This is a genomic window from Pseudomonas sp. 2848 (genome assembly GCF_003253945.1).
Classification (GTDB): Bacteria; Pseudomonadota; Gammaproteobacteria; order Pseudomonadales; family Pseudomonadaceae; genus Aquipseudomonas.
Genome location: NZ_QKZD01000001.1, coordinates 174,006 through 187,515, shown reverse-complemented (window position 1 = coordinate 187,515; position 13,510 = coordinate 174,006). Strand labels below are relative to the sequence as shown.

12 protein-coding genes are annotated in these 13,510 nt (G+C 62.5%); all 12 read right to left on the bottom strand.

What is annotated here, in order from left to right; all coding sequences use genetic code 11:
• Positions 1–203: 203 nt before the first annotated feature.
• A complete protein-coding gene (locus tag DFS21_RS00915; RefSeq protein ID WP_110700545.1) occupies positions 204–587 on the bottom strand; it encodes a YkgJ family cysteine cluster protein in 384 nt (127 codons plus the stop codon).
• Between the two features lie 200 nt (positions 588–787).
• Positions 788–1,996, bottom strand: coding sequence for an alanine transaminase (gene alaC / locus DFS21_RS00910; protein ID WP_110700547.1), 1,209 nt, complete (start codon positions 1,994–1,996; stop codon positions 788–790).
• 219 nt (positions 1,997–2,215) lie between these two features.
• Positions 2,216–3,976: an L-tyrosine/L-tryptophan isonitrile synthase family protein gene (locus DFS21_RS00905; RefSeq protein WP_111531703.1), complete on the bottom strand. Its 1,761-nt coding sequence runs from the start codon at positions 3,974–3,976 to the stop codon at positions 2,216–2,218.
• Between the two features lie 22 nt (positions 3,977–3,998).
• The gene (locus DFS21_RS00900) at positions 3,999–4,700 is read right to left on the bottom strand and encodes an HAD family hydrolase (protein WP_111531702.1); all 702 of its coding nucleotides are present in this window, start codon (positions 4,698–4,700) and stop codon (positions 3,999–4,001) included.
• Positions 4,701–4,711: 11 nt separating this feature from the next.
• A complete protein-coding gene (locus DFS21_RS00895) occupies positions 4,712–5,704 on the bottom strand; it encodes an isocyanide synthase family protein (protein ID WP_111531701.1) in 993 nt (330 codons plus the stop codon).
• 186 nt (positions 5,705–5,890) lie between these two features.
• The gene (cyoE, locus tag DFS21_RS00890; RefSeq protein WP_023629877.1) at positions 5,891–6,778 is read right to left on the bottom strand and encodes a heme o synthase; all 888 of its coding nucleotides are present in this window, start codon (positions 6,776–6,778) and stop codon (positions 5,891–5,893) included.
• A gap of 11 nt (positions 6,779–6,789) precedes the next feature.
• Entirely contained in the window at positions 6,790–7,122 is a 333-nt protein-coding gene (cyoD, locus tag DFS21_RS00885) for a cytochrome o ubiquinol oxidase subunit IV (RefSeq protein WP_023629876.1), read from the bottom strand.
• Entirely contained in the window at positions 7,122–7,745 is a 624-nt protein-coding gene (locus DFS21_RS00880) for a cytochrome o ubiquinol oxidase subunit III (RefSeq protein ID WP_023629875.1), read from the bottom strand. The genes cyoD and DFS21_RS00880 overlap by 1 nt, the downstream gene beginning before the upstream one ends.
• A gap of 3 nt (positions 7,746–7,748) precedes the next feature.
• Complete coding sequence (gene cyoB / locus DFS21_RS00875) at positions 7,749–9,770, bottom strand: cytochrome o ubiquinol oxidase subunit I (RefSeq protein ID WP_102682485.1); 2,022 nt, start codon at positions 9,768–9,770, stop codon at positions 7,749–7,751.
• Between the two features lie 3 nt (positions 9,771–9,773).
• The gene (gene cyoA, locus DFS21_RS00870; RefSeq protein WP_102682486.1) at positions 9,774–10,718 is read right to left on the bottom strand and encodes a ubiquinol oxidase subunit II; all 945 of its coding nucleotides are present in this window, start codon (positions 10,716–10,718) and stop codon (positions 9,774–9,776) included.
• A gap of 560 nt (positions 10,719–11,278) precedes the next feature.
• The gene (locus DFS21_RS00860) at positions 11,279–11,785 is read right to left on the bottom strand and encodes a disulfide bond formation protein B (RefSeq protein ID WP_023629873.1); all 507 of its coding nucleotides are present in this window, start codon (positions 11,783–11,785) and stop codon (positions 11,279–11,281) included.
• 520 nt (positions 11,786–12,305) lie between these two features.
• The gene (gene hmpA / locus DFS21_RS00855) at positions 12,306–13,484 is read right to left on the bottom strand and encodes an NO-inducible flavohemoprotein (protein ID WP_111531700.1); all 1,179 of its coding nucleotides are present in this window, start codon (positions 13,482–13,484) and stop codon (positions 12,306–12,308) included.
• Positions 13,485–13,510 lie beyond the last annotated feature (26 nt).

Sequence of the window (13,510 nt, the reverse complement as noted above, 5' to 3'; positions counted from 1 at the left end):
ACACCTGATCTATGGCTACGAATATCCTTTGAAGGAATGTGTAGCCGCTCAGGGGCGGGCGGTTTGGCGTCGAAGCCGGTCAAATGGTGTTAATACTTTGTCGAGGCGGCACGTGTTTCGCGGGTTTCAGCGATGCATTCATTGGATCCAACCGACGAACGGTAGTGCCTGCTCCGCGACGAGCAGGCTTGACCCGAGCAGGTTCAGGCGACCTCCGCCCCGTCATCCGGCCAATGCGGCTCGTTGGCGCCCGGCGGCGTCAGCGGTGGCAGGCCATAGGCTGCCCGAGCGTCGTCACAGCTCGGATTGTGCACGCCGTTCTCCCACGACGCCTCAAACTCGCGGCAGGGGCTGGAGCGATTCGCGTAGATGGAGCACGCCACCTGCGTGCCGATCTCGCCACCGAGACTGACGCAACGGCAGGGCTTGGCGTCGGTGCCAATCATGGCGACGCGGGTCGGGTTGATCTGCACAACCAGGTCGTCGGGCACCAGGCCACCGGCGGACTGGCACTCCCCCCAGAAGAAGGACACACGAAAGTAGCCGCAGCAGGCGCCGCAGGTCATGCAAGGGTTCTGTTCGGACATGATGGCCAGGGAGGGAGGTTGTTGTTATCGGGGCGGGCGCCCGCGGCGCTATTTGTAATCCAGGCGCGGGCGGCTGAGAAGAGGGGGAATGAAAAAAAGATCGCCGCTGATCGGCGCAAACGCATCGCGGGGCAAGCCCGCTCCCACAAACGTATCCCGCCTGTGGGAACGGGCTTGCCCCGCGATCTGCAACGAGCTGTTTACTTGCTGGTCAAACCATCGGCGCGGAACATCTGGCGGATCCCGCGAATAGCCTGGCGGATACGGTCCTGGTTCTCGATCAGGGCAAAGCGCACATGATCATCGCCGTAGTCACCAAAGCCGATCCCCGGCGACACACAGACCTTGGCCTCGGCCAGCAGCTTCTTCGCGAACTCCAGCGAACCCAGGTGAGCGTACTGCTCAGGGATCTTCGCCCACACGTACATCGACGCCTTGGGGTTCTCGACCATCCAGCCCAGCTCGTGCAGCCCCTTGACCAGCAGGTTGCGGCGCTGGCGGTACTGCTCGGCGATATCGCGCACGCATTGCTGGTCGCCTTCCAGGGCGGCGATGGCAGCCACCTGCAGCGGGGTGAAGGTGCCGTAGTCGTGGTAGCTCTTGATCCGCGCCAGGGCGCTGACCAGCTCAGGGTTGCCGACCATGAAGCCGATCCGCCAACCGGCCATGTTGTAGCTCTTGGACAGGGTGAAGAACTCGACCGCGATGTCCTTGGCCCCCGGCACCTGCATGATCGACGGCGCCTTCCAGCCGTCGTAGACGATGTCGGCGTAAGCCAGGTCGTGCACCACCAGCACATCGTACTGCTTGGCCAGGGCCACCACCCGTTCGAAGAAGTCCAGCTCCACGCACTGCGCGGTGGGGTTGGACGGGAAGCCGAGGATCATCATCTTCGGCTTGGGGATCGATTCGCGGATCGCCCGTTCCAACTCGTTGAAGAAGTCCACGCCCGGTACCAACGGCACCGAGCGTACCTGGGCGCCGGCGATCACCGCACCGTAGATGTGGATCGGGTAGCTGGGGTTGGGCACCAGGACCGTGTCGCCGTGGTCGAGGGTGCCGAGCATCAGGTGCGCCAGGCCTTCCTTCGAGCCGATGGTGACAATGGCTTCGCTTTCCGGGTCGATGTCGACCTCGTAGCGTTCCTTGTACCAGTTGGAGATGGCGCGGCGCAGGCGCGGGATGCCACGGGAGGTGGAATAGCCATGGGTGTCTTCGCGCTGGGCGACCTGCACCAGCTTCTCGACGATGTGCGGCGGGGTGGCGCCATCGGGGTTGCCCATGCTCAGGTCGATGATGTCCTCGCCACGGCGGCGGGCGGCCATCTTGAGCTCGGCAGTAATGTTGAAGACGTAAGGGGGGAGACGATCGATGCGCGCAAAGCGGCGCGGCGAACCTGGGTTGGCCATGTGTTCCTCGAGAGACGTAAGCGCCCGGAACCGTCCGAGCGACGCTGGCCGCTGCGGCGGCCGACAAACAACATAATCCCGCCACGATCACTTCGTAAAGGATAATTTCCTGTTTTATTAGATTTTTTCAGCCACTTCATTTGAAAAAAACGCAATTACAGAATCCGCCTCAGCAGGCGGTGCTTGCCGAAACACCGGCAAGCACCGCCGTCAAAGGGCTCAGTAGACCTGCACCCGCCACAGTTCGCGCGCGGCCGAGGCCGCGCTCATCGGCAGGCGCCCGTGCAAGGTCTGGTAGTTGTCGATCAGCACCAGGTCACCCGCCTGCCACTCATGGGCAATCAGGCATTCGGGGTCGTAGACCAGTTCGTCGAGCTGGCTGATCAATGCCTGCTGGAAGTCCTCGTCGTGCCCCTGCACCTTCTGTTCGAGGGTCTGCAACGACGACTGGCAGCCCTCCTGGTAGCGCAGTACCCGCTCGCCATTGCGCGGATCGAGGTCGACCAGCGAGTAGCTGCGCGGCGAACCGCCGAAATAGGTCATGCGCGTGTAGTAGGTCAAATCGATGCCCTGCCACTGGCGGGCGGTGCGCAGGCCCACCTTGCGCAAGGCGTTGCGGCTGTCGACGACGGTGGTCTGCCCTTCCCCCGGCTGTGGCGGCGTCTTGCAATACAGCATGAAGGTGTGGGCGCAGAACTTGGGATCGCGCTGCACCAGCGGATCGCTGTCGGGCAGCATGTTGAGGTCCCAGTGCAAGGGCGTCTTCTCCAGTGAATGCACCACGCCTTGGGGCTGGTCGGCCGGCTTGACCACATGTACCTCACCAAAGGACCAACGGTAGATGGTGCCGAAACGCTCGCAGTCGGCGGCGAATGCCTGCTGGTCGGTGAATTCACAGCCTCTGAGGCAGACAAAACCGAAACTGCGCACCAGTGACTGCAAGGTCTCGGTGGACAGTCGCTGGAAACCCAGCCCCAGCGGGTCGCTGACCAGCAACCCGAACAAGGGGAGCTTCTGCAATGTGAAGTTGAAGCCCTCAAGCGCCTCGCCCGCTGTTTCATGGAACAGCCAGGGCTGCCCCTGCCAGGTCACCAGCACATGCCGCGCGGGGTCGATCTGCGCGCGGCTGCGCAGGGTCTGGCGACCGTCCAGCTGGCGCACCGGCACTGCATGCCAGGGGCTGGCTACATGATCGAGCCCCTCGGCCAGGGCTACGGTGAACTTGGGGCCGGCGTTGTCGTACTGGTGCACCGACAAGCGCACGTGCCCGGGGAAAAACCGCTCGACCGCCGCATTCAAGGCCTGGCCGCGCAGCATCATCTGGTAGGCCTTGTAGCTGATCTGGCGCAGGTGCTCGTCTTCGTCCTGCCCGGCCTGACGGCATAGGCGCAGGTCGTTGTAGAGGTGGCTGCACAACTTGTCGTGGGTCCGGCCCAGGGCCTCGTCGTGCTGGCACTGCTCGATCAGCGCTTCGACGTTCTTCCACGGCAGGCGGGCCTGCTTGATCAGGGTGGCGCGCAGGGCCTCGGCACTGCTGGCCTGGGGGAACAGGTCTTCCATGCTCACCCAGCGGATGCAATGGGTCGTGCACAGGGTGCGCAGCGCCTGGTTGTAGGCGCGGCGCACGTCGTCCGGCACGCCGACGATATCGTTGAAGGTGGTGCCGTCGCTGAGGATTGCGATCTCGCAGCCAGGGGCGTGGAGCTCGGCGAGTTCCTGGGCGAGGCGGTCGAGGCGCTCGATGGCGATCACCTCGCCATGATCGGGCAGCACGCCAAAGGTCTTGTCGTGATCATTCGGCGACTTGCACGGGAAACCCGGCAACACCATGCGCAGTGGCTCGCCGCTGTCGAAGCAGCGCGCCAGGTCGCGGGCCAGGTGCGCCCTGCCCGCTTGGTCGAAGCGGTCGTCCTGAGCCTTGAGCAGGTAACCGTCCAGCACCTGGCCGACGGCATCCATCCAGCTGTCTTTGTCTTGCATGTCGTATCTTCCTTGAGAACGGCTACAGCGAACCGATTGGCGTTGCGGATTGGCTTGCACAGTGGCGCAGTTGCTCCGGGTGCAAGGCCCGGAGCAGCTGCAAGGGTTGCTGGCAATGGAACTGTGGCCGCTGCTCGAGCAACGCTTGCCACTCGCCGTAGCCCCAACCGACGGCGGCGGCGGGCATGCCGGCGGCCTTGGCGGTCAACAGGTCGACGGGGGTATCGCCGACAAACAGGCAGTGGCCTGGGTCGATGCCCAGCCGTTCGGCAGCCTGCAGCGCGATGTCCGGTGCCGGCTTGAGCCGCTCGCCGGGGCGATGACCGAGCACCGCGGCAAATCGCTGCGCGGGCAGCAGCCCTTGCACGACACGCTCGGCGAGGGTCTGGGCCTTGTTGGTGACGACAGCCATGGGCAGCCCTTTGCCGGCAATCCTCTCGATCAGGCCGATACAACCTGGGAACACTCGGGAACGCCGGACCAGGTTATCGTGATAACAGCTGCTGTAGTCGTCATGCAGGCGTTGGCATTGCTCGGCGTCGAGGCCGACGGCGGCCCTTTCGAGCATCGCCGCCACACCGCCGCCGATCATGCCGCGCACCTCCTCCGGCTGCAGCGTGCGCAGCCCGTGCAGGCTCAGCACATGATTCAGGCACCAGGCGATATCAGGCAGGGTATCGACCAGGGTGCCGTCCAGGTCGAACAGAACCGCGCGTATGTCCATTGGCGCCACCCTCACTGCGCGCTGGCGTAGTGGCAAGGCCGGCCACGGCGGAATACCAGCCGGCTGTAACGCTCATCGACATTGCTGCGTCGGTCGAGGGTCACCACGCCACGGCGCTTGATCGCCACCGAATGCCAGGGGGTGCGCCACAGGTCGCTGGTCGGCACCAGGCGGATGCCGATCTTGCTCGACACCGCCAACTGCGGGTGGATCGACAGGCGCAGGCAATGCGGATAGCGCGCTTGCAGCAACGCACTCCAGGCCTCGCTACGCTGGATCACCCGCTGGGAGGCGGGCTTGGCCGCCTTCTTCACCGCGTTCATGCTCATGCCTTCGAACTCCGCCAGCCCGGCGTAGTCCTCGGCGAGGAAACGATGGATGCCGCAGTACATCAGCCGCATGTGCTCCTCGTCCTCGAAGCGCTGCTGCAGGGCGCGCAGCGACTGGCCATGCTCGATCATCAGCTCTTCGCGCATGGAGTCCAGGCAGCCCAGCTGCGGATAGGCATCCTTGAGGTCGAACAAGGTGAAACGGCCGGGATAGTGCTGGCCGGCATAGCGCTGGATATCGTCGGTATAGGCCTGGACATGGGCATCGGGCACCCGTACCAGGTCGGCGAAGACATAGCCGTCCGAGCAGATGTGAATGACTGCACCGGGGGCATGCAGTGCGCGGATTTCCTCAGCCAGGCGATTCAGCTCGTCGATGGCATGGTGCTCTGCCAGGTCCGGGAGCGGGCCGAGGGTCTTCTGGCGGTTGGGCGACTTGCCGGGGAAGGCCGGGAGGACCATCTCCACAGGCAGGCCGCGCTCGACGGCCTGCAGCACCTTGGGCAGGTGCGGGGCGAGCACGGCATCGTCCAGCGCGTCATCCTGCCCGGGGGCCAGGCTGCGTCGACGAAACAGGCATTCGAGGATGGCCAGCGCGGTAGCGGTACTGGCAGAGGCATGGCGTTGGCGCAGCGAAGCCGCGCACGCCGAAGGAGCGGAGCTCGATTCGGTCATGGAACAGTCCTTGTCATGTGGATCGATCCGAATGGATCGCGGCCTACCCTGGCCTGCAGGTCGTCCTGACCTACGGCGCATAACATCCGGTAAAGGGCATGGCGCTGTCAACTGCCCTTCGAATGAATTTTCCGAGGCAAAAAAAACGCCCCGGCAAGCCGGGGCGTCTTGTACAGCTGGGGTGTTTCAGCGTGCGTAGGTCATCAGCACGTCGGCCGCGGTCTGGCTGTCCACGCCCATCATCACGCTCAGGGCGGTGACGGTGAGGATGGAGAAGCCGAATACCTTGCGCGCCCACTTGCTGTCGTCCTCGGCCTTGTAGCCGCCCCAGGCCATGTACAGCCAGTACAGGCCCATGGCGGCCGCCACGGCGAGATAACCCAGGCCGGCGTAGCCGCCGAGGGTCAGCATCAGGGTGGCGAGCACAAAGGCCAGCACGTACAGCACGATCTGCTTCTTCGCCGCGAGGATACCGCGCGCCACCGGCAGGACCGGGATGTTGGCGGCGCTGTAGTCCTTGAAGCGGAAGATGGCGATGGCAAAGCTGTGCGGCATCTGCCACAGGCTGAACATCACCAGCAGCGTGAACGCGGCCAGGTCGAAGCTGTTGCTCACCGCGCAGTAGCCGATCACCGGAGGCATGGCACCGGACAGGCTGCCGACCAGGGTGCCGTGCACCGATTTGCGCTTGAGCCACAGGCTGTAGAAGCCGACGTAGACCACGAAGCCAACCAGGGCGCAGAACGCCGACAGCGGGTTGGCCTGGACATACAGCAAGCTGAAACCCGCCACCCCGAGCAGGGTGGCGTAGATCAGCGCCAGGGGCAGCGACATGCCGCCCTGGACCATGACGCGGTTCTTGGTGCGCTCCATCTTGTGGTCGATGTCACGGTCGATGCAGTTGTTGAACACGCATCCGGACGCGACCACCAGGGACGTACCGATCACCACCGCCAGGAACAGGGCGAAATCCACATGCCCCTTGGCGGCAAGGAAGAAACCGCCTGCCACGGAAAGCACGTTACCGAAAATGATCCCCGGTTTGGTGATTTGGATAAAGTGCTTCACGGACATGCAGTCTTACCTCACTTGGCCAGCATTTCGAAGTGGATGCTGAACATGATCCACAGCGACAGGCCGACCAGCAGTGCAATTACCAGAACGGTGAACAGGAACGTCGACACGTTGGAGCGCTGCTCTTTCGAGCGGTCCATGTGCAGGAAGTACACGAGGTGCACCACCACCTGGATGACGGCCATGGCCACCACGATCAGGACGGTCAGGTTCTTCGGCAGGCTTGGGTACATCACCAGGCCGAACGGGATCGCGGTCAGGATGATCGACAGTACAAAGCCGATCATGTAGGACTTCACGCTACCGTGATTGCCTTCGTGATGAGTGTCGTGTGCGCTAGCCATTACAGAACCCCCAGCAGGTAGACGACGGTGAACACGCAGATCCAGACCACGTCGAGGAAGTGCCAGAACAGGCTCAGGCAGCTCATGCGGGTCTTGGCGGTCGGCGTGATGCCGTGCTTGTTGATCTGGTACATCATGATTGCCATCCAGATCAGACCGGCAGTCACGTGCAGGCCGTGGGTACCGACCAGCGCGAAGAACGCCGACAGGAAGCCACTGCGCTGCGGGCCGTAGCCTTCGGCGATCAGGTGATGGAACTCATAGATTTCCATCGCGATGAAGCCTGCACCGAACAGGAAGGTCACAGCCAACCAGCCCAGTACACCTGCCTTGTTGCCGGCGAACATCTTCAGCATGGCGAAGCCGAAGGTGATCGAGGACAGCAGCAGGAACGCGGTTTCGACCAGCACGAAGTCGAGCTGGAAGATGTCGTGACCCGACGGGCCGCCGGCGAAACCGCCGGACAGCACCGCGTAGGTGGCGAAGAGCGACGCAAACAGGATGCAGTCGGTCATCAGGTACAGCCAGAAACCGAGTACGGTCATCTGGCCCGAGTCGTGGTGGTGGTCATCGTGCGCATGGTCATGACCATGCGCGCCACCGTGGATTACTTGACTGGACATTGATTACACCCGTTCAAACGATTCGACACGTGCGCCGCCAGCAGGCAGTGCACCAGCGTTGGCCAGCGCTTTCATGCGCTCGCCTTCGATGCGCGCCACTTCTTCGGCCGGCACCATGTAGCCCTGGTCGTCACGCGCGGCGTGGCGAACGAAGACAGCGATGGTCGCAACCAGGCTCGCACCCACCAGCCACCAGATGTGCCAGATGAAGGCGAAGCCGAACACGGTCAGCAACAGACCCATGAACAGACCGGTGGAGGTGTTGCTCGGCATGTGGATCGCTTCGTACTTGGCCGGAGCCTTGTAGGCGGCGCCGGCTTGCTTGGCTTCGTGCCAGGCGTCCAGGCCAACGTGCTCAGGCATGTGGGCGAAGTTGTAGAACGGAGGTGGCGACGAAGTCGACCATTCCAGGGTACGGCCGCCCCATGGGTCGCCGGTGACGTCCATGTTGTCCTTGCGATCGCGAACCGAGACGTAGATCTGGATCAGCTGGCAGGCGATACCGAACAGGATCAGCACGGCGCCGACCACGGCTACGTACAGGTAGGGTTCCCACAGCGGGTTGTCGGAGTGGTTCAGACGACGGGTCATGCCCATGAAGCCCAGGGCGTACAGCGGCATGAACGCTACGTAGAAGCCGGAGATCCAGAACCAGAAGGCAGCCTTGCCCCACTTCTCGTTCAGGGTGAAACCGAAGGCTTTCGGGAACCAGAAGGCGAAGCCGGCGATGTAGCCGAATACCGCGCCACCGATGATCACGTTGTGGAAGTGGGCGATCACGAACAGGCTGTTGTGCAGAACGAAGTCGGCACCTGGAACAGCCAGCAGAACGCCGGTCATGCCACCGATGGAGAAGGTGACCATGAAGCCCAGGGTCCACATGATCGGCGCGGTGAAGCGCAGACGGCCCTGGTAGATGGTGAACAGCCAGTTGAACAGCTTCACACCGGTCGGAATGGAGATCAGCATCGTCGCCAGGCCGAAGAAGGTGTTGACGCTGGCGCCGGCACCCATGGTGAAGAAGTGGTGCAGCCAGACCGCAAAGCCGAGGATGGCGATCGCGCCCGATGCGTAGATCATCGAGTGGTGACCGAACAGGCGCTTGCCTGCGAAGGTCGAGGTGACTTCCGAGAACACGCCGAAGGCCGGCAGGATCAGGATGTAGACCTCAGGGTGACCCCACGCCCAGAACAGGTTGACGTACATCATCGGGTTCCCACCAAGCTCGTTGGTGAAAATGTGGAAGTCCAGATAACGGTCAACAGTCAGCAGTGCGAGTGCGGCGGTGAGGATCGGGAACGAAGCGACGATCAGCACGTTGGCCCAGGTGCAGGTCCAGGTGAAGATCGGCATGTCCATCAGCTTCATGCCAGGGGCGCGCATCTTCATCACGGTGACGAGGAAGTTCACGCCGGTAAGCGTCGTACCCAGACCTGATAGCTGTAGCGCCCAGATGTAGTAGTCGACACCCACCCCAGGGCTGTACTGGATACCCGCGAGCGGCGGATAGGCAACCCAGCCGGTCTTGGCGAATTCACCAACACCCAGCGAAATGTTGACCAGCAGCACGCCTGCCAGCAGCAGGTAGAAGCTCAGGGAGTTCAGGAACGGGAAGGCAACGTCACGTGCACCGATCTGCAGAGGAACCGCAAGGTTCATCAGGCCGGTGAAGAACGGCATCGCCATGAAGATGATCATGATCACACCGTGGGCGGTGAAGATCTGGTCATAGTGTTCAGGCGGCAGGTAGCCTTCGGAGCCACCGGTGGCGGCGGCCAGCTGGGTACGCATCATGATCGCGTCGGCGAAGCCGCGCAGCAGCATGACCATAGCGACGATGATGTACATCACGCCGATTTTCTTGTGGTCGACCGTGGTCAGCCACTCGGTCCACAAGTAGGTCCACTTGCGGAAATAGGTGATGGCACCAACGACAGCGAGACCACCGAGCGCGATCATGGCAAGCGTCACCATGACTATCGGCTCGTGATACGGTATCGCCTCCAGAGTTAATTTACCGAACATCTCTTACTCCTCTGCACCGGCAGCTGGTTGCATACTCGATTCCACACCCTTGGTAGTGGCCAGGTCTTTGCTGCCTGCTTCTTCGTGGTTCGGACGACCGCGGTTCATGCCTTCGTACTTGTCGACGATGCGCTGGAACTGGTCAGCCGGAGCCTCGCTGTACAGCGCGACTGGGTTGTTTTCGCTTGCTTTGGCCAAGGCGTCGTATTCGGCCTGGTCCAGTTTCTTCGGCGAAGCCTTCACTTCAGCGACCCATGCATCGAAGTCGGCTTGCGAAGTGGCGGTTGCCTTGAATTTCATACCGGTGAAGCCGGCGCCGCTGTAGTTGGCGGAGATACCGTCGAACTCACCGTTCTCGTTGGCGATCAGGTGCAGTTTGGTGGTCATGCCAGCCATGGCGTAGATCTGGCCACCCAGGCCCGGGATGAAGAAGGAGTTCATCACGGCGTCGGAGGTCACGCGGAAGTTGACCGGGGTGTTGGCCGGGAAGACGATCTTGTTGACCGTGGCGATGCCCTGTTCCGGGTAGATGAACAGCCATTTCCAGTCCAGCGCGACCACGTCGATCTGCACCGGCTTCACATCGGAATCCAGTGGACGGTACGGGTCCAGCTTGTGGGTGGAGTGGTAGGTGAAGTAACCCAGGGCGATGATGATCAGGATCGGGATGATCCACACCGCGGCCTCGATCTTGGTCGAGTGCGACCAGTCGGGGGTGTAGGTGGCGGCCTTGTTGGACGCGCGATACTTCCAGGCGAACGCCAGGGTCATGATGATCACGGGCACGACCACCAGCAGCATCAGGCCGGTGGCGATCAGGATCAGGTTCTTCTGCTCAATGCCGACCTGGCCCTTCGGATCGAGCAGGGTCCAGTTGCACCCACTGAGTAAAAGCATGCCTAAAAAGGGCAATATGCCAAACAGTCTGGGGTAACGCTTTTTACTCATCTCACGACCTCTAGATCAGCTTGCTTCAATGCAATTTGTGTTTTGGTAGCCAACACTTCGTCCTGCCAAGTGCGGCAATTGGCGCCCGTACTCGCCCCTGCCAGGGATCCGACTGCTGGATCTTGGCGTCAAGCGGTTTGGCGGTGCTTATGGTTTCGTAGGCAACAGGCCTGTACTTCAGACCAAGTCCATTTGGTGCGGGAAAACGCGGAGGGGTGTCCGCCCGGTATCGCCGTTGGGCGAAACTTGTCGAAGTCAGCAAATGGAAAGCGCTGCGGCTCCCATCAATCCTGCGACTCGCAAGCAGTGCCGAACGGAAATTGGGGGCGATTGTAGATAGGTCGCCCCACGATGACTATGACTTATTGAGCAACAGTCTTTTACAGAATGCGTAACAATACTGGTCAAAAAATCAACTTCGCGACAGTTTGTCGCACCCCGCGCAGTAGCCCTGAAACCCTTGCCGCGCAAGGGCTGGTGGCTGACCTGGATCAATCATCGGGGGCCCTTTGCAGCTTATCTCGCCGCGCAATAGACCCAGGTCAATTCGGGACTTTGGTCTAAGCGCGGCGACGGTTTCGGTAGATGCCCAGGGGCACCAGCACCGCCGTCAGCACGAACGCCACCAGCGCCCATTGCGCGAGGGACAGGCCGAGGATCGGCGGGTAGGGCGTGGAACAGAACCCATCGACCTGGAACGCCAGCGGCCAGAGCTTGGCCAGCGGCAGGTCGTCGACGATGGGCTGCAAGGTGTCGATACCGCAGCTGACCATGGGGTTGGCGAGTATATACACATGGTTGCCGGCGGCAACGATGCCACCGATTGCGCTGAGCACCACCAGCGCCTCGAAGAAGGTCAGGCTGCGGCGCCCGGGCATGGCGGCGGCGATGAAGGCGAAGATCGCGATGAACAGCAGGGCATAGCGCTGCAGGATGCACAGCGGGCAAGGTGCCTCGCCCAGCACCACCTGCATGTACAGGGCGCCGCCGATCAGCGCCAGGCAGATCACGCCGAGGAGCACCAGAAAGCGCCGTTCCCGATTCAGGCGCGATGAGAGTTCGTTCATTGCCGATTCCTTCGATGGAGAGTGACAGCGCGGGCTGCCCGAGGGGCGCCCAGTCTACACGCTGGAGATGACCTTTGAATGCATCGAGCGGGGGCGTGCGCGGCTATCCACTGATGACCTAGGACCGAGCGGGTCGGTTTCGGTTCACTGACGCGCGTGAAAAATGCGCCAGCCCAGGTGCCGGGCAGGAGCAGGCCCCTCGACACCTGGGAGTGAAGGATACAGTGATTAAAGGAGGATTAAAGATGAAAGCGGGTGTAACCGCGTTCACCGCTTCCTTATATAGAAGATCGGTTAGGCCCAATCGCTGCGGTTCGGCGCTCGGCCAGGCGGACAGCGTCGAATGTCATCGTCCGCTTCGTTCTCGATTACCCACGGCCGGGAGCATCCTTGTGCTGGCGGCCCGACAGAACGCCGAACCGCAGCGATTGGGATGAAGTCCATCGCGGGGCAAGCCCGCTCCCACGCCGCCATCCTGGGCTTCGTGGGAGCGGGCTTGCCCCGCGATGGGCTCAGCGCTTCACTCCAAAGCCGCCGCAGGCCCGAAGAACTCATAGCGGCTCTGCCCTTCCGGCACACCCAAGCCCTTGAGCTGACGCTTGATCGCCGCCATGAAGCCCTTGGGTCCGAGGAAGTAGGCGTCGATATCGCGCTCACGCGGCAGCCATTCGGCCAGCAGGTCCTGGTCCAGCAGGCCCACTGCGTCGGCAGCCTGGCTGCCATCCTCCTCGGCGTAGCAGTAGAAGCGCTTGAGTTGCGGGTGACGCGCCGCCAGGCCATCGATCCAGTCGCGGAAGGCATGCACCGCGCCGTTGCGCGCGCAATGGATGAAGTGCACCGGGCGTTCGGTCCCGAGGGCCGCCTCAAGCATGGCCAGGGTCGGGGTGATACCCACACCGCCGCTGATCAGCACCAGCGGCTTGTCGCTGGCGACCAGGGTGAAGTCACCGGAAGGCGGGAACAGTTGCAGGGTATCGCCGACCATCAAGCCATCATGCAGGTAGTTGGAGACCTTGCCGCCCGCCTCGCGTTTGACGCTGATGCGGTACTGCTCACCGTCGCACAGGGCCGACAGCGAATAGTTGCGACGCTGCTCGTGGCCATCGATTTCCAGCTTCAGGCCGATGTACTGGCCCGGCTCGGCCTTGAGCACCGGCTTGCCATCGACCGGCGCGAAGTAGAACGAGACGATTTCGCGGCTTTCCTGCTCGCGGCGCACCAGGCGGAATTCGCGGGTGCCGCGCCAGCCGCCGGCAGCCTCTTCCTTCTGCTTGTACAGGTTCTCCTCGGCGCCGATGAGGATGTCGGCAAGCTGGCCATAGGCCGCCGCCCAGGCAGCGATCACCTCGGCCGTGGCGATCTCCTTGCCCAGCACTTCCTCGATGGCGCGCAGCAGGCAGCTGCCGACGATCGGGTAGTGTTCAGGGAGAATCTGCAGGGCGACGTGCTTGTTGATGATCTGGCCTACCAGGCCGCCCAACTGCTCGAGCTGGTCGATATGCCGGGCGTACATCAGCACGCCGTTGGCCAGGGCACGCGGCTGGTCGCCGCTGGCCTGATGGGCCTGGTTGAACAGCGGACGTACCTCGGGGTACTCGCTGAGCATCATCTTGTAGAAGTGGGTGGTCAGGGCCTCGCCACCGCTTTCCAGCAGGGGCACGGTGGCTTTGATGATTGCACGTTGTTCGGCATTGAGCATTACGACAACTCCTGAGCCTGAGGCTT